Annotated in this window: 23 protein-coding genes, 1 tRNA gene and 1 pseudogene; 9 read left to right on the top strand and 16 right to left on the bottom strand. The window is 58.9% G+C overall.

The genetic code is table 11. From position 1 onward, the window contains the following. Complete coding sequence (locus AC1DNI_RS15345) at positions 1 to 894, bottom strand: dihydrodipicolinate synthase family protein (RefSeq protein ID WP_477692473.1); 894 nt, start codon at positions 892 to 894, stop codon at positions 1 to 3. An 81-nt stretch (positions 895 to 975) separates the two neighbouring features. Between AC1DNI_RS15345 and AC1DNI_RS15340 the strand changes: the two genes are divergently transcribed. Next, complete coding sequence (locus AC1DNI_RS15340) at positions 976 to 1,629, top strand: GntR family transcriptional regulator (RefSeq protein WP_477692472.1); 654 nt, start codon at positions 976 to 978, stop codon at positions 1,627 to 1,629. A gap of 75 nt (positions 1,630 to 1,704) precedes the next feature. Here AC1DNI_RS15340 and AC1DNI_RS15335 read toward each other — a convergent pair whose 3' ends face one another. Beyond that, a complete protein-coding gene (locus tag AC1DNI_RS15335; protein ID WP_027231130.1) occupies positions 1,705 to 3,201 on the bottom strand; it encodes a CoA-acylating methylmalonate-semialdehyde dehydrogenase in 1,497 nt (498 codons plus the stop codon). 134 nt (positions 3,202 to 3,335) lie between these two features. Here AC1DNI_RS15335 and AC1DNI_RS15330 point away from each other — a divergent pair, with 134 nt between their 5' ends. Continuing rightward, positions 3,336 to 4,217, top strand: coding sequence for a LysR family transcriptional regulator (locus AC1DNI_RS15330; RefSeq protein ID WP_477692471.1), 882 nt, complete (start codon positions 3,336 to 3,338; stop codon positions 4,215 to 4,217). Between the two features lie 118 nt (positions 4,218 to 4,335). Continuing rightward, on the top strand, positions 4,336 to 4,722 hold the full coding sequence (locus AC1DNI_RS15325; protein ID WP_051614727.1) for a DUF3011 domain-containing protein: 387 nt from the start codon (positions 4,336 to 4,338) through the stop codon (positions 4,720 to 4,722). A gap of 3 nt (positions 4,723 to 4,725) precedes the next feature. Here AC1DNI_RS15325 and AC1DNI_RS15320 read toward each other — a convergent pair whose 3' ends face one another. The 11 genes from AC1DNI_RS15320 to rplU all read right to left on the bottom strand — a co-directional run bounded on the left by AC1DNI_RS15320 (position 4,726) and on the right by rplU (position 15,069). After that, positions 4,726 to 6,669 (bottom strand): MacB family efflux pump subunit, encoded by a 1,944-nt coding sequence (locus tag AC1DNI_RS15320; RefSeq protein ID WP_477692470.1) that lies wholly within the window; start codon positions 6,667 to 6,669, stop codon positions 4,726 to 4,728. A gap of 8 nt (positions 6,670 to 6,677) precedes the next feature. Beyond that, the gene (gene macA, locus AC1DNI_RS15315; protein WP_477692469.1) at positions 6,678 to 7,973 is read right to left on the bottom strand and encodes a macrolide transporter subunit MacA; all 1,296 of its coding nucleotides are present in this window, start codon (positions 7,971 to 7,973) and stop codon (positions 6,678 to 6,680) included. Between the two features lie 155 nt (positions 7,974 to 8,128). Then, entirely contained in the window at positions 8,129 to 8,611 is a 483-nt protein-coding gene (rlmH, locus tag AC1DNI_RS15310; protein ID WP_477692468.1) for a 23S rRNA (pseudouridine(1915)-N(3))-methyltransferase RlmH, read from the bottom strand. A 143-nt stretch (positions 8,612 to 8,754) separates the two neighbouring features. After that, the gene (rsfS, locus tag AC1DNI_RS15305; protein ID WP_027231125.1) at positions 8,755 to 9,138 is read right to left on the bottom strand and encodes a ribosome silencing factor; all 384 of its coding nucleotides are present in this window, start codon (positions 9,136 to 9,138) and stop codon (positions 8,755 to 8,757) included. A 142-nt stretch (positions 9,139 to 9,280) separates the two neighbouring features. Beyond that, a complete protein-coding gene (locus AC1DNI_RS15300; protein ID WP_027231124.1) occupies positions 9,281 to 9,883 on the bottom strand; it encodes a nicotinate-nucleotide adenylyltransferase in 603 nt (200 codons plus the stop codon). Between the two features lie 56 nt (positions 9,884 to 9,939). Next, entirely contained in the window at positions 9,940 to 11,223 is a 1,284-nt protein-coding gene (locus AC1DNI_RS15295) for a glutamate-5-semialdehyde dehydrogenase (protein ID WP_477692467.1), read from the bottom strand. A gap of 3 nt (positions 11,224 to 11,226) precedes the next feature. After that, complete coding sequence (gene proB, locus AC1DNI_RS15290) at positions 11,227 to 12,393, bottom strand: glutamate 5-kinase (RefSeq protein WP_477692466.1); 1,167 nt, start codon at positions 12,391 to 12,393, stop codon at positions 11,227 to 11,229. A gap of 30 nt (positions 12,394 to 12,423) precedes the next feature. Continuing rightward, positions 12,424 to 13,458, bottom strand: coding sequence for a GTPase ObgE (obgE, locus tag AC1DNI_RS15285; RefSeq protein WP_027231121.1), 1,035 nt, complete (start codon positions 13,456 to 13,458; stop codon positions 12,424 to 12,426). 89 nt (positions 13,459 to 13,547) lie between these two features. Then, positions 13,548 to 14,168 carry a GNAT family N-acetyltransferase gene (locus tag AC1DNI_RS15280; protein ID WP_477692465.1) on the bottom strand — a complete coding sequence of 207 codons (621 nt, stop codon included), beginning with the start codon at positions 14,166 to 14,168 and terminating at the stop codon, positions 13,548 to 13,550. Between the two features lie 119 nt (positions 14,169 to 14,287). Next, positions 14,288 to 14,560, bottom strand: coding sequence for a 50S ribosomal protein L27 (gene rpmA / locus AC1DNI_RS15275; RefSeq protein WP_091920980.1), 273 nt, complete (start codon positions 14,558 to 14,560; stop codon positions 14,288 to 14,290). Between the two features lie 23 nt (positions 14,561 to 14,583). Then, positions 14,584 to 15,069, bottom strand: a complete 486-nt coding sequence (gene rplU, locus AC1DNI_RS15270; protein WP_477692464.1) for a 50S ribosomal protein L21 — start codon at positions 15,067 to 15,069, stop codon at positions 14,584 to 14,586. A 348-nt stretch (positions 15,070 to 15,417) separates the two neighbouring features. Between rplU and AC1DNI_RS15265 the strand changes: the two genes are divergently transcribed. After that, positions 15,418 to 15,507 (top strand) — tRNA-Ser (locus tag AC1DNI_RS15265). A gap of 677 nt (positions 15,508 to 16,184) precedes the next feature. Here the strand turns inward: AC1DNI_RS15265 and AC1DNI_RS15260 are convergent. Together AC1DNI_RS15260 and AC1DNI_RS15255 are read right to left on the bottom strand one after the other, a co-directional pair. Continuing rightward, positions 16,185 to 16,640, bottom strand: coding sequence for an ion channel (locus tag AC1DNI_RS15260; protein ID WP_477692463.1), 456 nt, complete (start codon positions 16,638 to 16,640; stop codon positions 16,185 to 16,187). After that, positions 16,637 to 17,743, bottom strand: a complete 1,107-nt coding sequence (locus AC1DNI_RS15255) for an AI-2E family transporter (protein WP_477692462.1) — start codon at positions 17,741 to 17,743, stop codon at positions 16,637 to 16,639. Before AC1DNI_RS15255 ends, AC1DNI_RS15260 begins: the two co-directional genes overlap by 4 nt. Before the next feature lie 261 nt (positions 17,744 to 18,004). Here AC1DNI_RS15255 and AC1DNI_RS15250 point away from each other — a divergent pair, with 261 nt between their 5' ends. From AC1DNI_RS15250 to AC1DNI_RS15230, 5 genes and pseudogenes are all read left to right on the top strand, one after another. Next, entirely contained in the window at positions 18,005 to 19,129 is a 1,125-nt protein-coding gene (locus AC1DNI_RS15250; protein WP_477692461.1) for an HlyD family secretion protein, read from the top strand. Then, positions 19,119 to 20,147, top strand: a complete 1,029-nt coding sequence (locus tag AC1DNI_RS15245; protein WP_477692460.1) for a DUF2955 domain-containing protein — start codon at positions 19,119 to 19,121, stop codon at positions 20,145 to 20,147. The genes AC1DNI_RS15250 and AC1DNI_RS15245 overlap by 11 nt, the downstream gene beginning before the upstream one ends. Positions 20,148 to 20,364: 217 nt before the next feature. Next, positions 20,365 to 20,502 (top strand): annotated as a pseudogene (locus tag AC1DNI_RS15240) (histidine kinase); the annotation flags it as partial. Beyond that, positions 20,495 to 20,860: a hypothetical protein gene (locus AC1DNI_RS15235; RefSeq protein ID WP_477692459.1), complete on the top strand. Its 366-nt coding sequence runs from the start codon at positions 20,495 to 20,497 to the stop codon at positions 20,858 to 20,860. The pseudogene AC1DNI_RS15240 and the gene AC1DNI_RS15235, both read left to right, overlap by 8 nt. A 422-nt stretch (positions 20,861 to 21,282) precedes the next feature. Next, a complete protein-coding gene (locus tag AC1DNI_RS15230; protein ID WP_477692458.1) occupies positions 21,283 to 21,774 on the top strand; it encodes a hypothetical protein in 492 nt (163 codons plus the stop codon). A gap of 108 nt (positions 21,775 to 21,882) precedes the next feature. Here AC1DNI_RS15230 and AC1DNI_RS15225 read toward each other — a convergent pair whose 3' ends face one another. Next, positions 21,883 to 23,496 (bottom strand): bifunctional aspartate transaminase/aspartate 4-decarboxylase, encoded by a 1,614-nt coding sequence (locus tag AC1DNI_RS15225; RefSeq protein ID WP_477692457.1) that lies wholly within the window; start codon positions 23,494 to 23,496, stop codon positions 21,883 to 21,885. Between the last annotated feature and the right edge of the window lie 191 nt (positions 23,497 to 23,687).

Genomic DNA, 23,687 nt, shown 5'->3' with positions numbered 1-23,687 from the left:
TTAGAGGACCGGCAAGGTTGGGCGCGATGCGATCGCGTTCCTGACGATCTGTTCCACCGCTTCACGCCGCGCTCCGCGCAGCGGCTGGCGTGGGAGACGAACCCTGTCATTGGTGCCGATCTCGAGCACTTCCGCGAGCTTGATGTTCTGGACCAGATAGGTCGAGACGTCGAGATCGAGAAGCGGCCGGAACCAGCGATAGATGCGCAGCGCTTCTTCATAGCGACCGGCCTGGACGAGCTTGTAAATTGCGACCGTTTCCTTCGGGAACGCGGTGACGAGACCGGCCACCCAGCCGATGGCGCCGGCGGTCAGCGCTTCGAAGGCAAGATTGTCGACGCCGGTAAACAGATCGAAGCGGGTGCCGAACGTATTGATGATGTCGGTCGTGCGGCGGACGTCGTCGGACGATTCCTTGATGGCGACGAAGAGATCATCCGATGCGAGCTCGCCGAGGATTTCATTGGTGACATCGACGCGATAGGCGATACGGTTTGAATAGATCATTACCGGGAGTTCGCCGGCCGCGGCAACGGCCTTCAAAGTGGTGACGGTTTCTTCCGGGTCGGTGTGATAGATCGGGCTCGGCACGAGCATGAGACCATTGGCACCGGCGCGTGCTGCCCGCTTTGCAAGCGCCGCCCCCTCGCGGGTCGCGGCCTCATTGATCGTCAGCAGCACAGGCTTGCCGTTTGCTACGCGCTTTGCGGTCGCAAGGACTTCGAGCTTCTCGTCATGGCTGAGCATCGGCCCCTCGCCGAGCGAGCCCGCAACGATCAGGCCATCGCATCCAGCGTCCATCAGGAGCGAGAAGCAACGTTCCATTTCCGCATGATCGAGATTATCATCCTGAGTGAATTTGCTGGTTACAGCTGGAAAAATGCCTGCCCACATATCTCTGCTCCTTCTTGATATATCAGAAATATATCTGTAACCTTCGTCGCTGTCAATTGGGTACTCCGAAAGATTCAATATATGCATCAAGCCGCAGTCCAGAGTTCAATTCCGACGGGAGAGAGCCTCGCCGAACTGGCATATCGCCAGATCGAGGAGATGATCGTTACGCTAAGGCTGGAGCCGGGGGCGATTATCAACGAGCGGGCCTTGACGGACATTACCGGGATGGGCCGCACACCCGTGCGCGAGGCGGTGCAGAAGCTCGCATGGGAAGGCTTGATGGAGATCCGGCCGCGCTCGGGCATCGCGATTGCCGCGCTCAATCCGCAGGATTTTCGCAAGGTCCTCGATACCCGGGAGGGCGTTGAGAGGGTCCTCGCCCGCGACGCCGCGCTCTATGGCGCCGACCTTCACCACCGCCGCCTGCAGCAGGCCTCCGATGCCATGAGCGCCGCTCAAGAAGGCAATAATGTCGGCAGCTTTCTCGCTGCGGACAAGACGTTCGACACGGTCCTTGGCCAGGCGGCGGAAAACCCGTTTGCGGCCCGGCTCGCGTCACCGCTTCAGACGCACAGCCGCAGGTTCTGGTTCCGGCTGCAGCGGCCGGGAAGCCTGCAGGAATCCGCCGGCGCCCACCGGGCACTGATTGAAGCAATCATAGATCGGGATGAGCAGCGCGCTGCCGATGAGGCCACAAGGTTGATAGACCATTTGCGCAGCATGGCGCCCTGATCTGCCGGCCCCATCGAAGCAGAAGGGGCCGCGGCATTGCTGCCACAGCCCCTGCTCAATTCCCTGACGCGCAGGTTACTTCATCGTCGGGATGACGAATTCAGCGCCGTCCTTCACGCCGGATGGCCAGCGCGACGTGACTGTCTTGGTCTTCGTGTAGAAGCGGAACGCATCCGGGCCATGCTGGTTGAGATCACCGAAGCCCGAAGCCTTCCAGCCGCCGAACGTGTAGTAGGCGATCGGAACCGGGATCGGAACGTTGACACCGACCATGCCGACCTGGACGCGCGAGGCAAAGTCGCGTGCCGCGTCGCCGTCGCGGGTGAAAATGGCAACGCCATTGCCGTATTCGTGTTCGTTCGGCAGGCGCAACGCATCCTCATAGGTTTCGGCGCGGACGATGCTCAGCACAGGGCCAAAAATCTCTTCCTTGTAGATGCGCATGTCAGGGGTCACGTTGTCGAAGAGGCAACCACCCATGTAGTAGCCATTCTCATAGCCCTGCATCTTGAAGTCGCGGCCGTCGACGACGAGCTTGGCGCCTTCCTTGATGCCGAGATCGACATAACCCCTGATGCGCTCCAGCGCGTCCTTGGTGACGACCGGACCGTAATCGGCCGACATATCGGTCGAGGGGCCGACCTTGAGGCTTTCGACACGCGGGGCAAGACGTGCGACAAGGCGATCAGCCGTATCCTTGCCAACCGGCACTGCGACGGAAATCGCCATGCAGCGCTCACCAGCCGAACCGTAACCGGCGCCGATAAGGGCATCGACGGTCTGGTCCATATCCGCATCGGGCATGATAATCATATGGTTCTTGGCGCCGCCGAAGCACTGGGCGCGCTTGCCGTTGGCCGTCGCGCGGGCATAGATGTACTGGGCGATCGGGGTCGAGCCAACAAACCCGATGGCCTTGACGTCCGGATCGTCGAGCAGCGCATCCACGGCGCTCTTGTCGCCATTGATCACGTTGAAGATGCCTGCCGGAAGCCCGGCCTCCATGAAGAGTTCGGCAAGGCGCATCGGCACGCCCGGATCGCGCTCCGACGGCTTCAAGATGAAAGCATTGCCGGAGACGATGGCAGGAGCGGCCTTCCATAGCGGAATCATTGCCGGGAAGTTGAACGGCGTGATGCCTGCAACGACGCCGAGAGGCTGGCGCATCGAATAGACGTCGATGCCGGTACCGGCATTGTCGCTGAATTCGCCCTTGAGCATATGAGCGGCGCCGAGGCAGACTTCGACGACCTCGAGGCCACGCTGGATATCGCCCTTGGCGTCGGGAATGGTCTTGCCGTGTTCGCGGGCGAGAAGTTCGGCGAGCGAGTCGTATTCCGCTTCGACCAGTTCAAGAAACTTGCGCATGACGCGGATACGGCGCTGCGGATTGGTGGCAGCCCATTTCGGCTGTGCAGCCTTGGCGTCCTCGACCGCGGCGCGCACCTCTGCCGGCGTCGCCAGAGCAACGCGGCCCTGCACGGTTCCGTCCATGGGCTGGAAAATCTCCGTCGAGCGTCCGCTCGTGCCGGGAACGTTCTTGCCACCGATAAAATGTCCAACTTCACGCATTGTGATCTGCCTCCCTGCAATTAGTGGATTTATTCGTGGCTCATCATCGCGCTTCAAAATATTTATTGCAAGCCAAGCAAAAGCGTATCCGTTGTGCGAAAATTGAAGTACGAACTTCGTCAGGAGACAAGCCTGTGAACTGGGACGACGTACGTATTTTCCTGGCGGTTGCACGCTCGGGGCAGATTCTAGGCGCCGCAAAGCGCCTCGGCGTCAACCACGCGACGGTCGCGCGGCGGTTGACGGCGTTCGAACACGACCTCAACACGAAGCTTCTGACCCGGCGCACCAATGGCTGCGAACTGACCCATGCCGGCGAGGAATTCCTGCTCTCGGCTGAGCGCATGGAAGCCGAGATGCTATCGATTCGCTCGTCGCTCGGCGATGCGGATGTCGCTATCTCGGGTTCCGTCCGGATTGGTGCCCCCGACGGCTTCGGCGTCACCTTCCTTGCGCCGCGCCTCGCCACGCTGACCGCACGCTATCCCGACCTGAAGATCCAGCTGGTTCCGGTTCCCCGCTCCTTTTCGCTGTCGCGGCGCGAGGCCGACATTGCCATTACCGTCGACCGACCTGACCAGGGTCGCCTCGTCGCGCGCAAGCTCGTCGATTACAGCCTCGGCCTCTATGCAAGCCGCACCTACCTCGACGAACACCCTGCGCCGCGCTCGATCGACGAACTCGCGAACCACAGGCTTGTTGGCTATGTCGATGACCTCGTCATCAGCCAATCGCTGAATTACGCGCCTGAGATCAGCCGCGACTGGCGTCCTGCCTTCGAAATCTCGAGCGCGCTCGGCCAGGTCGAAGCTGTGCGCGCCGGCGCGGGCATCGGCATCTTGCATATGTTTATCGCGCGCGAGCACGCCGATCTCGTCCCGGTCCTGCCCGAGCGCACGATCCGCCGCTCCTACTGGCTCGCATATCATGAATCGGTGCGCACGCTGCGGCGCATAACCGCCGTTTCGAGTTTTATTTCCGATCTTGTCAGCAGCGAGAATGCACGGTTTTCCTGAACACTGCCTCTTTCGAAGCACCCGAGAAATGTGATCGCCGCCCCTGGAACAAAAATTGCCCCGGAAGCTTCAATTGGTGCACATTCACGTTGTTTTGATTCGGTATTGGAGAGGCAAAATGTACCGATATGTTCTTGCTTTCGCTGTCGCCTTTGGTGGCGCGCAATATTTCATTTCTACGCCTGCACTCGCGCAGAGCACGATCAAATGCGAATCGCGCAAGTTCAAATATAGGGAATGCGATGCGGGCATGCGCCGTCCGCGCGTTGTCCGCCAGCTTTCAGGGACGCCCTGCGTAGCCGGCGACACGTGGGGTTTTGCCCGCGGCGTGATCTGGGTCGACAAGGGTTGTTCCGCTGTCTTCGCCGATTCCGGCGGCCGGCCGCCACAGCGCTATTATCGCAACCGCGACCCTTATCCGGACGACCGCTACCAGCAGCCGCGCCGCGGCTACGATGATCGGTCCTACGATCCCTATCGCGGCGATCCGCAGAGCGATTGGTAATCGCTATTCCGAACTGAGAGCGACTGCCGGCTGAAGCCTTGAAGCGTTTCGAGCCGGCAGAAAGCCGAAGACCAGGCCTGTCAGAAACGAGCAGGCGAAGGCGAGCGCCACCGGCCCGATTGTAAAACTGACGGGCGCGCCAAGAACCTTTGCTAGAATGCCCGTACCAAGGCCGGCGACCACGCCGATTGCACCGCCGATGGCGGAAACAACCACAGCCTCGATGATGAACTGCAGCAGGATATCGCGCTGGCGCGCCCCTGTTGCCATGCGCACGCCGATTTCGCGCGTCCGCTCACTCACACTCACCAGCATGATGTTCATGACGCCGATACCGCCGACGAGCAGGGATATGGCGGCAACGGCACCGAGAAACAGCTTCAGCGTATTCGACGTCTCGGTCACGGCCTCGCGGATCGAGGCCATATTGGTGATCTGGGTGTCCTGTTTCTTGTGACGGCGATCGAGGAGGGCCTGCAGCGCCTCCTGCGTGGTGTCGATGGCGGCGCTGTCCTTCACCTGTACCGTGATGGAGCGCACATTGCGTTGTCCGAAAATGCGCATGCTGCCTGTCGTCAGCGGCATGAGGATCGTATCGTCCTGGTCGTTGCCGCCTGGCCCCGCGCCCATCTCACTCATAACGCCAATGATCTGGAACGGAATCTTGCTGACCAGCACATATTTTCCGAGCGGATTTTCGCCGTCCGGAAACAAGGTCTTCTCCACCGTGCGGCCGATGACGGCGACCGGCGCATAGCTTTCCATGTCGTCCCTGTTGAGGAATTCGCCTTTGGCGACCTTCCAGGATTTCGCCTCGGTGAACTGGGGAACGGTGCCGTTCGCCGTGGTTTGATAGTCGACATTGCCGTAACGTAACGTAACGGTGCTGGTCATTTCCGGAACGGCAAAGGCAACGTTCGGCACTTCGAGGATGGCGTCCGCATCGGCAGGAACGAGCGTTACGTTGCTGCCGCCACTCGTGCCGCGAAAATTCGCCATGCTCGGCCGAACCACCAGCAAATCGGAACCCATGGCGGAGATACGGTCGAGCACGGAGTTCTGTGCGCCCGTACCGATTGCCAGCATCGCCACGACAGATCCGACACCGATAACGATGCCAAGCAGCGTCAGAATCGTGCGGAACAGGTTGGCATGGAGCGCACGCAGCGCCATCTTGACGGCTTCGGTCACATCGGCAAGTGCCGCGACGCCTTCGACGGCTTTCTGCTTCAGACCGGAAGCGGCCTCGGGATTGCTGCGGCCCTTCTTGGTGCGATCGGAAACGACGCGCCCGTCGCGCAATTCGATAAGCCGGTCTGCCTGTTCGGCAACCTCACGCGAGTGGGTGATAACGATGATGGTGTGCCCACTCTCATTCATGCTTCGCAGCAGCGCCATAACCTCTTCGCCGCTCTGGCTGTCGAGAGCGCCGGTAGGTTCGTCCGCAAGAATGATGCGCCCGCCATTCATCAGCGCCCGGGCGATCGATACGCGCTGTTGCTGCCCGCCCGAAAGCTGGTTAGGCCGGTGGTCGAGCCTGTCGCCAAGCTTCAGCGAATTGAGCAGCGCCTCGGCGCGGTCGCGACGGTCTCGCGCATGCGCGCCGGCATAGACGGCAGGAACCTCGACATTCTCCTGGGCGCTCGCCGTCGGAATGAGATTGTAGCTCTGGAAGACGAATCCGAAGGTGCGACGGCGCAGTCCGGCAAGCTCGTCGGGTTCGAACGCGGAGACCTGCTCGCCGTCCAGGAGATATTCGCCGGTGGTTGGCCGGTCGAGGCAGCCCAGAATGTTCATCAGCGTCGATTTGCCCGAGCCCGATTGCCCGATGATCGCGACAAACTCGCCCGCCTCGATATCGAGCGATATGCCGTGCAGGACCTCAACGGCGAGATCGCCATTGTAGTAGGTCTTGGTGATATCCTTGAGCGAGATCAGTGCGGTCATGTCTTTGCTCAGAACATCGGCGGCATGCGAACCGAACGCTGCGAGCGGTTGCCGCCACTATTCGGTTTCGTCGTTGATGGATCGCTTCCGGTTCCGACGACAACGCGCTCGCCTTCATTGAGACCGCTCTTGATCTCGGCATTGACACGGTTGCGAATGCCGACTTCGACCGCGCGCGTTTCAGTGGCGCCAGCCGCCGTGACGACTGTCACCTCGCCCTTGTGCGATGCTTCGCCATTGCCGCCGCGCCGTGAGCCCGCAGGCATGTTGATTGCCGAACTTGGCACCACAAGCACATCGCGCGCGGCAGACTCAACGAAGAACACCTGGGCGCTCATAGAGATCATGAGATCACCATCGGGATTGGGAACGTCGAACAGCGCGTAATATAGAACGACATTGTTTTCGATGTCCGGCGTAGGCTGGATCTGCCGCAATTTGCCCGTATAACGCTTGCCCGGCTGACCGAGCAGCGTGAAATAGGCATCCATGCCGATTTTGAGCTTGCTGACGTCTGCCTCGGAGACCTGCGCCTTGACCGTCATCGTCGAAAGATCGGCAATGGTGACGATCGTCGGCGCCGTCTGGCTCGCATTGAGGGTCTGGCCTTCCTTGACCGGCACGGCAGCTATCGTTCCTGCCATGGGAGCATAGATCTTGGTGTAGCCAAGGTCGACTTCGTCGCCGGCAAGAGTCGCTTGTTGCTTGCGGATCTGCGCCTCAAGCGCGTTGACGTCCGCTTCCGCGCCGGCGAGGTCGGCGACTGCCTGATCGAGTACCGATTGCGAGACGCTGCGCGTTGCGACGAGATTACGCTGGCGGTCGATGTTGGACTGCTTCAAGACAAGCTGTGCCTGTTTCGAGACAAGCTGTGCCTTCAAATTGGCGAGTTCTGCCTGGTCGATTTCAATCTTGTTGAGGATGGTGGCGGGATCGATCTCGCCGACAAGCTGGTTTTGCGTGACCTTATCGCCGATCTCGACGTGAAGGACCTTCAGCTGCCCGGAAACCTGCGCGCCGGCATCGACCGATTTTATCGAATCGAGCGTGCCGACTGCGGTAACAGCATTTTCGATATCGCCGCGCTCGACCGCCTGCGTGACGACGGCGGCCGTCGCAGTCGAGTTCTGGTAGCGATTCCACGTATAGGCGCCCGCTCCAACGGCAATGAGCACTACGGGGATCCAGAACCAGAAGCGGGCGCGCTTTTTCTTGCGGCTCGGTGGAACTGCTCCGGGAATAAAGGTCACATTGGATGTTTCGGGCGTCTCGTCCCGTTTGGCCGCTCTGGCTATTTCTTTCATCCGACCCGCTCCACTCTCATCCGCCGCCTCAACTCGTCCATATTACCAACAAATGGAGATGAGGGGTTCGCCCGAAAAGCATTGAGATCATTATATTTTGGTAATGATCCTCGAGGCGCGATTATGAACGGCGCGCATGAACGGCGGCTGAATGATCAGACGCGATGATATGGATGTCCGGAGAGGATCGTCGTTGCCCGATACATCTGCTCGGCGACAAGGATGCGGACAATCTGATGCGGCCAGGTCATTGCGCCGAGCGCAAGCACAAGATCGGCCCTGTCGCGAAGAGCGGGATCATGCCCATCTGGTCCGCCGATCGCGAGCAGGAGCTGACGCTTGCCGTCGTCGCGGAAGCGCGCGATCTTTTCCGCGAAGGCTTCGGAAGACAAGGTCTTGCCGCGCTCATCGAGAAGGACAAGCACGCCGCCCTGATCCAGGGCTTCGAGGACTTTTGCCGATTCTTCCTGCTTACGCAGTTCGGCTTGCTGCGCCCTGCTTTCAGTGATCTCCGTCACCGATGTAAATTCGAGCCCGAGTGGCGCGCCAGTTTTCTTCAAACGGTCGAAATAGCGGTCGGCCAGTTCGCGTTCGGGGCCAGACTTCATCCGGCCAACGGCAAAAACGGTAATGCGCACGAAAGGGTTCCTGTGCCGGCACTCGACGGCTGCTACTCTGTTACGGGCTCGTAAACGACCGCGCCGGCCGTTAGCCGGTTCAAAATCACATCAACCGCCCTGGGCGTCATATGGGCCTGTGCCCGGACGCCCCGATCCGTCAATCAGTGAACGGTTTCTCCGTCGAGTTCAGGAGCCTGCCACATCTTTTCGATGTTGTAGAACTCACGCACTTCGGGACGGAAAACATGGATGATGATATCGCCCGTGTCGATCAGCACCCAATCACCGCCGCTAAGGCCTTCGACCTTGACGCCATTGCCATGCCCGCTCTCTTTCAGAGCGCGCAAAAGCTGGTCCGCAACCGCCGTTACGTGACGATGCGAACGTCCCGACGCGATGACCATATGATCACCGATGACGGACTTGCCTCTCAGGTCGATGGGGACAATGTTTTCGGCCTTGGAGTCTTCAAGACTAGCAAGAACCGACTGAAGGGCGAGAGATACGGAACTCAGTCCGCCCATCTCCGCCGTTGAAGGTGCCAAGGCATCCTTCTTCTGAAATGCTGTTCTCAGTGTATTTCCTTTCCCTTAAGAACAACGCGACGCAGCCGACAAAACATACTGCACGCTATTAAGATAGGCAGAGTCGCATGACACTTTCAAGACATCCGAAGAGAGCATTCGATCACGTTTTGCGCGATCCACTCTGCGTCCCGTTGCGGATAGCCGTGGAAGAGAGCAGCGAACGAGGCCCATGGATGAATGTCCATGCCGGTGCCTTCGAGCGCGCCAGAATCGGCGCGTCCGCTTCATCGATGCGGGCATAGTCGAAGGTCTTGGCCATGCGCGACGACAGAAACGCCAGCGTCGATCCCGGCCTGTCGATAACGGCGATGGGAAATGTCAGCGCGATCTTGTGCCAGCGTTGCCAGCGGTGGAAATCCGCCAGGTTGTCCGCGCCCATGATCCAGACGAAATTGACGCCGGGATTGCGTGCCTTAATCAGGGCGAGCGTATCCGCCGTGTAGCGAATATGATAGGCGGCTTCGAAGGCGGTGATCTTGATGCGCGGATCGTGCAGCAGGGCTTCGCAAAGCGCCAGTCGCTCGGCGAGCGGCGCCAGCCGCCTCGTATCCTTGAGCGGGTTGCCGGGCGTGACCATCCACCAGAGCTGATCGAGCTTGAGGCGCCGCAGGGCGATTTCCGCAACAAGCGCGTGACCGGCATGCGGCGGGTTGAAAGAACCGCCAAAAAGCCCGACCGTCATGCCTTTTTCAACAAAGGGCATGCGCAGGTGCGCTTCACTGACGCCGGGGAAGCTTGTCTGCAGCGCCTGCCCTGCTGTCACGGGCGCGTCTGGCCATTGCCGCGCACGCGGTACTTGAACGACGTCAATTGCTCTACGCCGACCGGACCACGCGCGTGCATCTTGCCAGTCGCGATGCCGATCTCCGCGCCCATGCCAAACTCGCCGCCGTCGGCAAACTGCGTCGACGCGTTGTGCAGCAAGATGGCCGAATCGATCTCATTAAAAAACCGCTCGACCACCTTCGGATCTTCCGCGACGACGGCCTCGGTGTGATGCGACGAATAGCGATTGATATGATCGAGGGCGCCACTGATGCCATCGACCAGCCGGACCGAAATGATAGCGTCGAGATATTCCGTCGTCCAATCTTCTTCCCTAACGGGCGTTGCAACGGAATACGCCGATACCACGTCCGCTTCGGCGCGAACCTCGCAACCCGCTGCGCTGAGATCCCCGAGCAAGGCAGCGAAGTCAGCCGGCGCAATGGCACGGTCGATAAGAAGCGTTTCCGCCGCCCCGCAAATCCCGGTGCGCCGCATCTTGGCATTGACTGCAATCTTGCGCGCCATGGCTAGGTCGGCCGAGCCGTCGATATAAAGATGGCACAGGCCCTCGAGATGGGCGAATACGGGAACACGCGCTTCGGACTGTACCCGCGCCACCAGGCTTTTGCCGCCACGCGGTATGATCACATCGAGATTGCCATCGAGACCCGTCAGCATTTCCCCGACGGCGGCGCGATCGGTCGTGGGAACGAGCTGGATCGCATCGCGCGGCAAGCCTGCCGCTTCGAGCCCCTCGATCAAGGCAGCATGAATTGCCTGCGAAGAATGTGCCGAATCGGAGCCGCCGCGCAAGATGACGGCATTACCGGATTTGAGGCAAAGGGCGCCCGCATCAGCGGTCACATTCGGCCGGCTTTCGTAGATGACGCCGATGACGCCGAGCGGGGTGCGCACCCGCTCGATGTGGAGGCCATTGGGACGATCCCATTCGGCGATCACCGTACCGACAGGATCCGCCAGTGCAGCGATCGTGCGGATGCTTTCCGCGATACCGGCGATACGCTTTTCATCCAGTGTCAAGCGGTCCAGCATTGCGGTGCTCATGCCGGCGGTTACCCCATTGGCGACGTCCTCCCGGTTGGCTGCGAGGATTTCTGCTTGCCGGCGCTCGATTGCCGCGGCCATGGCATTGAGCGCAGCCGTCTTCTTGTCCGGCGAGGCGATAGCAAGCGGTTGTGCGGCGACGTGGGCCTTGCGGCCGATTTCGGCCATAAGATCGGCGACTGTCGTCTTTGCCTCGACGCGTTCCAACATTTGCTACTCCTTCGCCGCAGGCGCCCGCTTGGCCGCGCGCACTACAAGATCATCACGATGAATCATCGCCGAACGTGCATCATAACCGAGAATGCCGGCAATCTCATTGGTCTTCCGTCCGGCTATTTTCACCGCATCGGCGGCATCATATGCAATGAGGCCGCGCGCAGCCTCGCGCCCGTCCGGCCCGAACACCGCAACCGTATCACCACGCAGGAATTGCCCTGCGACTTCGCGAACACCGGCCGCAAGCAGCGACTTGCCCGATTTCAACGCTACGAGCGCTCCCTCGTCGATGACGATGCGCCCCGAAGGTTCGAGATTGCCTGAAATCCATGTCTTCCACGCGTTGACCGGCGTCAAACTCGCCTTGAACAGCGTGGAGCGCTCGCCCTGATCGATCGCCGCGAGCGGATTGAAGCGCGTGCCCGACGTGATGATCATCGCGGTACCCGCCGCATTGGCGATCTTGCCGGCGTCAAGCTTGGTCTTCATGCCGCCACGCGAGTATTCCGAGGCGGCAGCCCCCGCCATCGCTTCGATATCCGGCGTGATGGCATCAACGACGGGCAGGAACTGCGCATCCGGATTCTGGTGCGGCGGAGCGGTGTAGAGCCCGTCTATATCGGAAAGCAGGATCAGGAGATCGGCGCCCATCATCGTCGCAACGCGAGCCGCCAGGCGATCATTGTCGCCGTAGCGGATTTCAGTGGTTGCAACCGTATCGTTTTCATTGATGACGGGTATGGCCTTCAGCCGCAAAAGCGTGCCTACGGTGGCACGCGCATTGAGATAGCGACGCCGTTCCTCCGTATCGGAAAGCGTCAGCAGGATTTGCCCAGCGCGCAGAGCGTGATGACTGAGCACTTCGGCATAGGCCTTCGCAAGTTCGATCTGCCCGGCAGCCGCGGCGGCCTGGCTTTCTTCGAGGCGCAGGGGCCCCTTCGGAAGCCCGAGAACGGTCCGTCCGAGCGCGATCGCGCCTGACGATACGATCATCACCTCGACACCGGCCTTGGCGAGCGCGGCAACATCGGCGCCAAGGCTTTCCAGCCAATCGCGCTTGAGACCGGCTGCACGGTCGACAAGCAGGGCCGAACCGATCTTCACCACAATGCGGTGATAGGCGGAGAGCCTGAAAGACTGATGCGCCTGGGAAATATGATTCATCTGATCAAACCAACGCTCATCGTTGAATATTCAAGAATTGAACCGCGTATCGACTTCAACCGGCCGGTCGGCCTCACGCGATTCGAGAATGATCGCCGACAGGGCACGCAGCACCTGCTCGACGCCCTCGCGCGTTACCGCCGAAAGCAGCATTGGCTCGCGCCCGGCGACTTTCTTCAGCGCCGCCACCTTTTTCTTGCGCGCGGCTGCGTCGAGCGTGTCGACCTGGCTCAGCGCCACGATCTCGAGCTTTTCCGCCAGGCCATGACCATAGGCCTCGAGTTCGGCACGTACGGTCTTATAGGCCTCGGCGACGTTTTCCTCCTGAGCGGACACCAGATGCAGAAGCACACGCGTGCGCTCGACGTGGCCGAGGAAACGGTCGCCGATACCAACGCCTTCATGCGCGCCCTCGATCAGGCCCGGAATATCGGCAATAACGAACTCGCGCCCATCAATGCGGGCAACGCCAAGATTGGGATGCAGGGTCGTGAACGGATAATCGGCAATTTTCGGCTTGGCCGCGGTAACGCTCGCAAGGAATGTCGACTTGCCGGCATTCGGCTTGCCGAGGAGACCGGCGTCCGCGATCAGCTTCAGGCGCAGCCAGAGATTGCGCTCCTCACCCTCGAGGCCCGGATTGGCGCGGCGCGGCGCCTGGTTGGTCGAGGTCTTGAAATGCAGATTGCCAAAGCCGCCATTGCCACCCTTGGCGAGGCGATATCGCTGGCCGACCACGGTGAAATCGCAGATCAGCGTTTCATTGTCATCTTCGAATATCTGCGTTCCGACGGGCACCTTGAGGATGACATCGGCACCCTTGCCGCCGGTCATGTTGCGCCCCATGCCATGCATGCCGGTCTTTGCCTTGAAGTGCTGCTGGTAGCGATAGTCGATGAGCGTATTCAAGCCATCGACCGCCTCGGCCCAGACATCGCCGCCGCGACCGCCGTCGCCGCCATCCGGCCCGCCGAACTCCAGAAACTTTTCACGGCGGAACGATACCGCGCCGGCACCACCGTCGCCGGATCGGATATAGACCTTCGCCTGATCGAGAAATTTCATGAAATTCAGTCCTTATCGTTGTGGCGAGGCATTACAGTAAAATGCCCGCAAAGAAAACTGGCCGTCCCTATCCAGGACGGCCAGTTCATTCATGATGTCCAGCTACGCAAACCGATCCAGGTGCGCCGATCGAGCATGTAGCGCTCGACAGGCACGTTGCCGGCAGCAATCGAATCCATCATGCCGGTGTTGGCATACTGGAATCCGCTCTTGTAGATCACCCGGCGCGAGGCGATGTTCGACACGCGGCACGAGGCGTGCAGCTTTTCGACCTGCGTCGCGCGGAAAACGAGATCGACCAGCGCGTGGGCAGCCTCGGTGGCATAGCCTCTGCCCCAGTAGGGCTCGCCCAGCCAGTAACCGATTTCCAGTTCGTCCCGGCGCGAAGCAACGTGCTCATCCTTGCTGCGCCGGTAATTGATGCCGCAGCACCCGATAAACGTGCCGGATTGGCCCAGGGTAATCGCGTAGACGCATTTGCCGATCTCGCCCGCATTGGCGCGGCGCACAAAATCCACCGCATGTTCCTTCGTATAGGGATGCGGCATACGCGAAAGCATTTCGGCCACATGAAGGTTATCGGCGAGACGGGCAATTGCGTCGACATCCTCGTTACGTGGCGCCCGTAAAACCAGGCGTTCCGTAACGAGCACGGGACAGTCTATCAGGTCCAGCCGTTCTTCATCGTCTTCCAGTAAATCAGCAACCATTTGTCGTCCTCCAGACACGAAAAGGGAGATGGGCTTTAATCCCATCTCCCCTTTGATCTTTTGGCGGTTGCCATGTTTCACCGGGTCCGATGGGACGCCGGTGCTTCAAGCAGGACCGGCTATTCTGCTGCTTCGGCGATCGGGTTGACGATCGACACGTAGCTGCGGCCGTTGGCTTTGGTACGGAAGGAAACGACGCCTGCTTCAAGCGCAAACAGGGTGTGATCCTTGCCAAGACCAACATTGGTGCCAGCATGCCACTTGGTACCGCGTTGACGCACGAGGATGTTGCCGGCGAGAACCTTCTCGCCGCCAAACTTCTTCACGCCAAGGCGCTTCGATTCGGAATCACGACCGTTGCGTGACGAACCACCAGCTTTTTTGTGTGCCATCGGATTGCTCCTCTAAACTCTTCTTACTCGCCCGTAGCGGGCTTTTCAGCCTTGGTTGCAGCCTTCTTCGGCGCAGCCTTGGCCTTGGGGGCGGCTTTCGTCTCGGTTGCATCCGCGGCGACGGCAGCTTCTTCTGCCTTCGGAGCGGCTACCTTCTTGGCCGGCTTTTCAGCGGCCTTCTTGGAAGGCTTCGCACCATCCGTCAGGATTTCCGAGATGCGGATCGTCGTCAGTTCCTGGCGATGACCACGCGTGCGCTTGGAATTCTGGCGGCGACGCTTCTTGAATGCAATGACCTTGCGGGCACGGCCCTGCTCGACGACTTCTGCCGTGACGAGCGCGCCGTTGACGATGGGAGCACCGATCGTTGCGTCGGCTCCGACGCCTACCATCAGAACTTCTGCGAACTCAACGATGTCGCCGGCTTCGCCAGCAACTTTCTCGACCTTCACGAGGTCGTTGGCGGCAACGCGATACTGCTTACCACCGGTCTTGATGACTGCGAACATTTTTTCCCTTTCGGCGTTCGGTTCGGTTTTTTGCGGCACGCCGCAATAACCGTCTTTTTGTCAGTCGTGACAGATTGATAGAAAGGCGATTCGATCAAAGAATCTAGGCGCCCGGATTCAAAAACAAACGGCGCGGAGAATCCCCCACGCCAGTCGTTGCGCGCTTATAAGATCCGCTTTGTTGGAGAGTCAAGAAATTTAACGCAAAATTGCTCTTGTATCTCGAAGCTTTGCCCGCTATCTACCACGCCGCACGCTCAAGCCAAGCCCTATAGGGCATCGCGGCACCGGCAGGGTTGAATTTCCTGACCATTTTCTTTCGGGACCGAGTCGATCGGTTTCAGGCGCGGAGAGGTGGCTGAGTGGTTGAAAGCACCGCACTCGAAATGCGGCATGGGGGCAACTCCATCGGGGGTTCAAATCCCTCCCTCTCCGCCAGATTATTTCATCATCATTCTGAATTTTATGAATTTTTCAAAAATTATTGGTTTGCTCTTGCACCTCTACTTGCACCCTGGAGCGAGGACGGGTTGCTCGCCGTTGCCAGAATGACTTGTTGTTCTCGCGGAGCCGCCAGCCCGTTCATATTGCGAGCCGCCTTCAGTTCTGCGTCGCCATCTCACACTTGAACTAACCCAAACGGAAGAGTCTGATTTGGATACCCGTCTGTCCCTCCTTGGTAATCTGCGTCATGCGCACGGGAATATCCATTACTGTTTTGGCTTCCCCAAAGCGAACAGGATTATCGACAAGATCGCGACGAGCGTCTAATTGCAGCCTGCCAGCTGAGACAAGGGGATAGGTAACTGCGTTCTCAGCGGCGGGCCACCCGCAACATTATAGAGTCAGCGCCCGACCAACGACGCATTTGCCGTCGAGACGGCGGGTCCTTGGACTAACAAATGCTGGCCCAACTCGGCCATCCAGGAACATTTGCCCACCAGTCGCTTGGATATCGCCATTGTTTGCTCCCATTGTGGTACGAGGGGAGTCGCTCAGTCGATCTTCTCGGCGTTCCACGGGTTATGTAGTGCGAAATCTTTCGCAACCTCTTACACGTCTTCCAGTTGCTGATCATGGCATTGCAGGGCGGCCGCGAACCAGCGACCGCCATCCTATCGGACATTCTGGGTGCCGGATGACTGCGCTGCAATCCATCTGGCGGTGGTCTGCTGGATAACCGAGATGAAGAGAGCCGTGGTTATCCCAAACATCATCAGACCGTTCGCAGCCTGAAGCGGCCCAAGCAGCCGCATTCGGCCAGTCAGCAAAACGTCTCCATAACCGAGCGAAGTGAAGGTTACGCCCGAAAAATACATCGCAGTTTCAAAGTCGGCAAATGCACCGACAAGTCGGTACAGCACTGCCCAGAAAGCAACCTGGACGATGTTGCCGATCATGAGTACTGCCATCAAAATGGAGAATTGCCGGAAAATTCCGCGAAGCGGCTTGGGACCGAGCGGCTTTCGCGAAGCGTGGGCGAAGTAGCGGGCGGCTAATACAGATGTCAGTACCTGAAATGCAAGGCATACCAGCATCGCCAGCAAGCCAAGAGCAATCACCGCTATCATAGTGGGGGAACGTCGCTCGGGGGCCTGACTTCGATTGGTTCGTACCGCACCCACTCCATGAGCAGTACGTAGCCAACGGCCAGGAGCACCGGGCCCACGAACAGCCCGAGAAGCCCGTCAGCGATCATGCCGCCAATCACGCCAATGAGAATGATCGGCATCGGGACTTCAAGGCCTCGCCCAAGCATCAACGGCTTGAGAAGATTGTCGCTGAGCCCGGCAATGATGGTCCAGATTGTAAAGATGATCGCGGGCGTGGTCGGTTCCGTCGCCAGTACATACGCTATGACCGGCAATGTTATCAGTACCGCGGGCACCTGCACGATGGCAAACAACAACACAACAAGCGTCAAAATGCCGGCTGACGCGAGACCGATGGCGAAGAAGCCGATCCCGATAAGCAGCGACTGGACGACCGCTACGCCGACTACACCGACGGCCACACCGCGGATCGTGGCTGCGGTCATTGCAACCAGCCGCGGGCCCTGCGCCTTGCTCCCCGTGATGCGTTCCAACAGGCGACTTGCAAAGTCGGTGGCGCCTTCCCCATAGGCGATGAGCACTGCGGCGACCGCAAACGAAAGCACGAATGATAATTGACCTGCTGCCAAGCCACCCGCGAACGATGCCAGCCATGTTGCAATACCGCTGAGCATCTTGCCGTATTTGGCAAGCGCTTGCGGCATGTTCGTCTCGACGAGAGCCCACGTCTCGGTCAGTTTCTGACCGACGAACGGCAGATCGGCAAGCCATGCCGGCGGAGGCGGTACCGTCAGGCTGCGTTCTTGCAGGCCCGAGACGAACTCAAGGATAGACGATCCGAGCGATGTCACCACCATGATTAACGGAACCAGCATCAGCGCAACGCTGACCAATCCGATTAAGGTCGCCGACCAGCGATTGCCAATCCGGACCACCAAGCGCTGGTGGAGGGGATAGAGCATGACTGCGAGGATCACCGACCAGAGCAGGATACCGGTAAACGGCAATATGATGCGGCTGCAGGCAAAGATCAGTAAGCCTACCAGTCCGATCTGAAGCGCTGAATCGAGCATTCTCAAGAGCGACGGCGCACTCTCAGTCGTTGTCACGTTCGGCTGCATTTTAGCTGTCCCCTCCCAGCCAACCGGTAATGCAGATGGCTCGGTCCTTACCGCAAGTATTCACCTGTTTCGAGCTTTCTGCAAGAAGGAGGCAACCGTGCTCACTTGAGGCCTGTGTCATGCGAGAAATTCGGCGAGGCCCGAGCTCCGCACGACCTCCGGTTGCGAGAGCGATCAGTTAGGATTAACTTGTCACTCCAGCGCAGGTGCCGGCGTGAGCAAAGCTGCGGGGTGAGAGCCGCGGACCTAAGGGGGAAGGTCATGGCGTCGGAAGCAACAGGAGCAACTCCTGATAACGCTCCAAATAGAGTGAAGACACCGCGCAAAGAAAAAAACCCGCAACGCACGGTTGCAATTATCGTGCTTCTGGCGGCTTTCCTTCTGTTCGTCGTAACTGTTTTCATGGAAAGGCGCACGCCGTCCTCCTCCCAGGCAACCGTCAGTGCATATGTGGTCGGTGTCGCGCCCGAAGTTACCGGACGCGTCATTGAAGTCGGCGTGGCCGACAACAGCGCCGTACACCCCGGACAGATGCTGTTTCGCCTCAATCCGGAACAATACCGGCTCGCGGTTGACGAAGCGGAGGCACGCCTTGCAGGGGTAGGACAGACGATCGGGGCTTCGACAGCGGCAGTCGATGTCGCACAGGCCAAGGTAGCGGAGACCAAGGCCGTCCGCGTCAACGTCCAGGATCAAGCCACCCGCGCCATGGCACTCGTCAGGCGGGGTATATATGCTCAGGCGAAATATGATGAGGCCGCTGCAGCGCTGGATCAGGCGGAGGCCGGCGTCAATGCAGCTGAAGCCGACCTCGAACGGGCGCAGGAGGAGCTTGGACCCGCAGGGAAGGACAACCCTCAGTTGAAAGAGGCGCTGGCTGCGCTTGAAAGCGCTCAGCTTGATCAATTTCGTACGACCGTCGTGGCGCCGGCTGAAGGCGTCGTCACCAATCTTCAGCTTTCCGTTGGAGGCATGATCAGCGCCGGCGAGAGCGCGATGACGTTCATCGATACCGGGACGATCTGGATCACAGCCGCCTTTAAGGAAAACAGCCTTGAGATGGTTACGCCGGGCGACCGCGCCGAGGTGCTTTTCGATGTTCTCCCGGGCCAGATTTTCGGAGCCACCGTTGAAGGCATCGGATTGGGTGTGGCGCAAGGAAGCGTCGATCCGGCGACCGGCCTGCCGAAGATTTCCACAGATACTGGATGGGTGAGAACGCCTCAGAGCTTTCCCATTCGTCTGGTGCTTGACGAGGGGCGCCCGAAGGGCGTCCGGTACGGCTCCCAGGCAAATGTGGTCATATACACCGGGGACCATCCGGTCACCAATATGCTCGGCAGAATCTGGATCCGCGTCCTGTCAGTCCTGACCTATGTCAACTGACGCTTATCTCGCCCACGAGGACCAGCTTAATATTAAGCGCAAGGGTCTGCGCATAGCGCTGGCCGTTGCGGTGGGCTTTTCCTGGCTGGTCTATTCAGGGGCGATCATTCCCTTCCTTGGGCCATTGTTCGCCGCACAGTTCCTGATTTCCAGTTCCCGCCCTATGCCGCTCCAAAAAGCACTGGCGGTCACTGTATTGATCCTTGTTGTCGGAGCGTTTCTGCAATTTGTAACGGTGTTGACCGGGGACCGACCGCCGGTACTCATACTGCTGCTCGGATTGATTTACTTTGGATGCTTCTATCAGCAGGCGAACGGCAAGGGCGGGCCCGTAATTTTTCTTGTGCTGGTCATTGCCGTTATGGTGCCGCTCCTCACAATCCTGAACGAGGATCTCGGCGACACGATTCTCGGGATCCTTGTTCAAAGTGTCGTGACGGGCATGCTCTTGATGTGGCTGGCATACGTCCTTATCCCAGACAGGGGCAGGCCCGCCACGAAGGCTGCGACGGTGACGACCTACCCGCGTGCGGTGGGCTACGCTGCCGCCAATACCGCCATACTTCTGATCGCCGTCGTTGCCTGTCTGACACGCGATGGACTGGCCACGGCGATTGTCATTCCGATCACCGTCGTATCGCTGCTTTCCCAATTCGACGTTGCAGCAAGCACGCGCGCTGCCTTGGGGATCGTGATAACCAATATCACGGGTGGCGTGGCGGCGTCCGTCGCCTTCGGACTGCTTCAGGTGCGGCCATCGCTCCTATTCCTCTTTCTTCTAATACTGCTCGCCGGCCTGGTATTTGGCGGCCGTGCAGCCATGCGGTCACCGGCCGCCAAGCTCCATGCCGGCGCCCTGACGATCTTCCTGCTCGTCTTCGGAACGGGCGTTTCACCCCTTCCAGGGTCCGCTGCCGATTCCTTTTCCACCAGGGTCACTTACATACTCGTGGCCATCGCCTATGCGATCTTCATGACAACTTTGCTTTGGCCCCGGCAGGAAGCTAATCGCGGTTAAATGCTTCACGGAGCTTCACTGCAATCACGCTGCGCGCGCCGCCCATATTGCAATAACTCCGCCTAAGGGCGTAAGATACTTTACTATGGAACCGTGAGTGGCGGTTGCTTGTCCGGGGGACCACGGGAGAGCGTTGCGGCGAACGGCACGTTTGGTAGATCAGCAAGCTCTACCAACGGATGCTGACAGCGGCGATAAAAGCTGGCTCTAACCTCTTCAGGAACTCTACGGTCGTTATCAGAAATTTGGCAAGCCCCAGGGATTTACACTCAAGGCAATGATTGTCAGTTTCCCCCACCGCATGCCGGGAGACGTGGGTTTCTTCTTGGGTTGGGCCTCGGAACTGGGTGGTTGAACTTGCAAAATTCCTTCTAAAGAGAGCCAAAATCATGAAGCTAGCTTCACTTTTGTTGGTCCTGCTTTCTGCGTCACCGGTCAATGCAATGGGTGCCGCCGAGTTGTTGAAAGCCGATAGGGTATTCGCCTCCGGCTACATTTTTGGCGCCATTGAGTACCAGTTGGCGGTTGTATGTGACGACGGTGTTTCGGCACGCCGCCAGGAGATCCGCAAATGTCTGGTCGATGGCAAGTTCATGTCGCAACAGCTCTACGGGACCGTCATCAGCTACATCAAAATGCATCCTGAACAGAGCAGCGCAGTAGGTGCGATCGTGCACGCCGTGGACGAAATATGCCCGCCATCCGGGAGGTAACTCAGATGTTGAGATCAATCCGCTCTCGCCCGATCTTTTTTGCATTGGCAATGATATGCCTTAGTAATCCGGCTTTCGCCGAAGCGCCCTCATTTGCAAAACTTCAAGTGGGAACGCGAAGGACCCCATGGACTATGGGTACTGTCTCGGCTTTCTTGAAGCGGTGGCGCTGCGCGTTGTGCGCGAACATAAAAACTGTAGGCTCCTAGAGGAATATATCGACCACCCCAATTCAAGCCAGGCCTTCCCGATGTGCTAGCGGAGATCTCGATTCCAAGGAATATTCGGGAAGCGCATTGGAAAGCGTGGAAAAGTCTTCCTCAACAAGGGGTGCATGTAAGAAAGCAGGTCGGAAGCCGCATTCCCAACATAGCAGACCTCGTATCGCGTTGTTTTCATTCCAACCATCAAAGGAGGAGATCATGCATTTATTCGCTTGGACTGCCCTAGCAGTTGCATTCCTCGCCGTTCCATGTGAAGCGGCGGTGACAAAATATGGTTCGGCGGCAGGTTGGGACATATATGTCGACGATAGCATGGGCCCCGGTTGCGTTCTCATGAAGGACAATCCCGACGGCGAGACACAGGCGCAGATCGGCATCAATGCGACCGCGGCCCCGCGCGGCTATCTGGCGCTTTATACCAAGACACCGACAAAGATTACTCCAGGCGAAACGCTCAACGTCGAATTTGATGTGGACGGGCAGAAATACACCGGTATCGCCAAGGGACAGCAGATGCAAGGCTACGACGGTGCGTTTGTTCCCTTCGATAACCTCGATTTCATCTACGACCTTGCGAAAAAGAAAGCCCTGACGATCACTGCCAAAGGACGCAAAACCGTGGTGGTAAATCTTACCGGCACGGATGATGCCTTTAAGGCACTGCGTACGTGCCAAGCCGCTCAGAAATAAGCGGACGCCCGAAGCGTCTGATCGTTCTTATGCTCACGACATGGTTTTCAGCCGCGTCGTGGCCGGCCATATGAGGACCCCCTCGCCCGATGCTTGAAGTCAGGGAAGCTACTTACCCTTCTTCGTTGATGCGTTGAACGTATCAATGTAACCGCGCGCCACGGCGCGGACCGCCCGCCCGATATCGTCATAGACGTCGTCGGTCAGGTTGGCGAAGGATACGCGCACGCTCCAGTTGGGTGCATCGAAGCCGCCGCCGTTCAGGAGCACGATCGAGTGGTCTTCAGCCAGACGATAGACAAGATCAAGCGGATGGACGTTCTTCTTCAGCCATTTCACCATGTCTTCGCCGACATATTTGCGCAGCCAGAATTCGAAATCGATGGTGCCGTAATAGTAGGCAAAGTTGGGGTTGGGCTGAACATCGAGCGGCAACCCTTCGAGCAGGCTTTCCACACGAGCCCGGCAAATGTCCATGCAGGCCTTCTGATAGAGCTTTTCGGTGTCCATCAACTCGCTGATCGAGAACATCGTCATCATCACCTGTTGCGGCAGCGACAGGCCCGCGGTGTGGTTCAAGGCGACATCGCGGCTATCGGCAACGATGCGGTCAATCATCTTGAGCTTGCGCGGCTCTAGCGTGATCGAGATGTAGCGATTGTCGAGCGCCTCGAGTTCCTTCGCAGGAAGCTTGGTGAGCATTTCGTCAAGAATATTCTTCTCGTGAATGGCGATGACGCCAAGCCGCCATCCCGTGCAGCCGAAATACTTTGAATACGAGTAAACGCCGATGGTATTTTCCGGCAATTCCGCCATAAGCGAACGGAAACCTGGAACGAAGGTGCCATAGACATCGTCGGTGAGCAGCAACAGGTCGGGCCGCTTCTTTTTCACGAGGTCAACGAGCTTTTTTATGGTCGGGGCATCGATTGCCATGGACGTCGGATTGCCGGGATTGACGACGAAGAAGGCCTTGATCTTCGGATCCTCGAGCTTCTTGATTTCCTCGTCAGAGTATTGGAAACGATGTTCCTGCGTCGCCTTTATGTGCACCGCCTTGAATGCGTAGTCCTCAAGTTCGGCAATCTCGATATAGGGCGTGAAGATGGGCGTACCGAGGGCGATGGTGTCACCCTTCTTAAGGATACGGTTGGCGATCAGCGACTTGAAGATGTAGCACATGGCGGCGGTTCCGCCTTCGACCGCGTAGAGGTCGAACTTGCCGGGAGGAGCCTTGTCGCCGCACATGGCCCACATCAAGTAGCGGTGCGCCACCTGTTCGGCGTGCACCAGCATACGGTCGGGAACAGGATAGTTGTCGCCGATGATCGAATCCGTCAGTTCGAACACGAACGCGTCGGCATCGAACCCGAACGCGGTGACGGCGTGTTCCACCATCCTGGAAAGGAAATCCGCCCCCTCCATGTCGGCGTGTTTCCCAAGCCAGTCCTTCAGCCGCGCAGCTATATCCTTTTGCTGCGGCATGCCGGCGACGCCGGCCTTCGGGTCGTCAATTGTGCGGCGGCATTCGGACAGGGCGAACTGGCCAAACAGAAAGAAGCCCTCGCGCGGCTTGGTCGCGATCCAGTTAGGATTGCCCCGGCCCGCATTGAGCAAAACCTGCGCCGACTTCTGAGATTTACGCTTGGCGAGCTTGATCAGGCCGTCCTTGATTTCGAACGGGCTCATTTTCTCGTAGTCGCGGTAGTCGATCGTCTTCATGATATTTCTCCCACAATTGACATTCGTACCCGAGCCCGGATCGTCCCTCCCTGCTCCCACGTGACACCGTGAGCCAACGTCGCGGCACCGTTGTAGCTCGCAGGATGAGCCAACATTTCTTCCAATTCAAAATAAAACAAAAGACCAATAGGCGGAATGACTTTGTCATTCCGTTCCAAACATATGCATAA

Source organism: Phyllobacterium sp. 01N428 (assembly GCF_056399405.1).
Note: the sequence above shows the minus strand (reverse complement) of the source record. Positions and strands in the feature narration are given on the sequence as shown.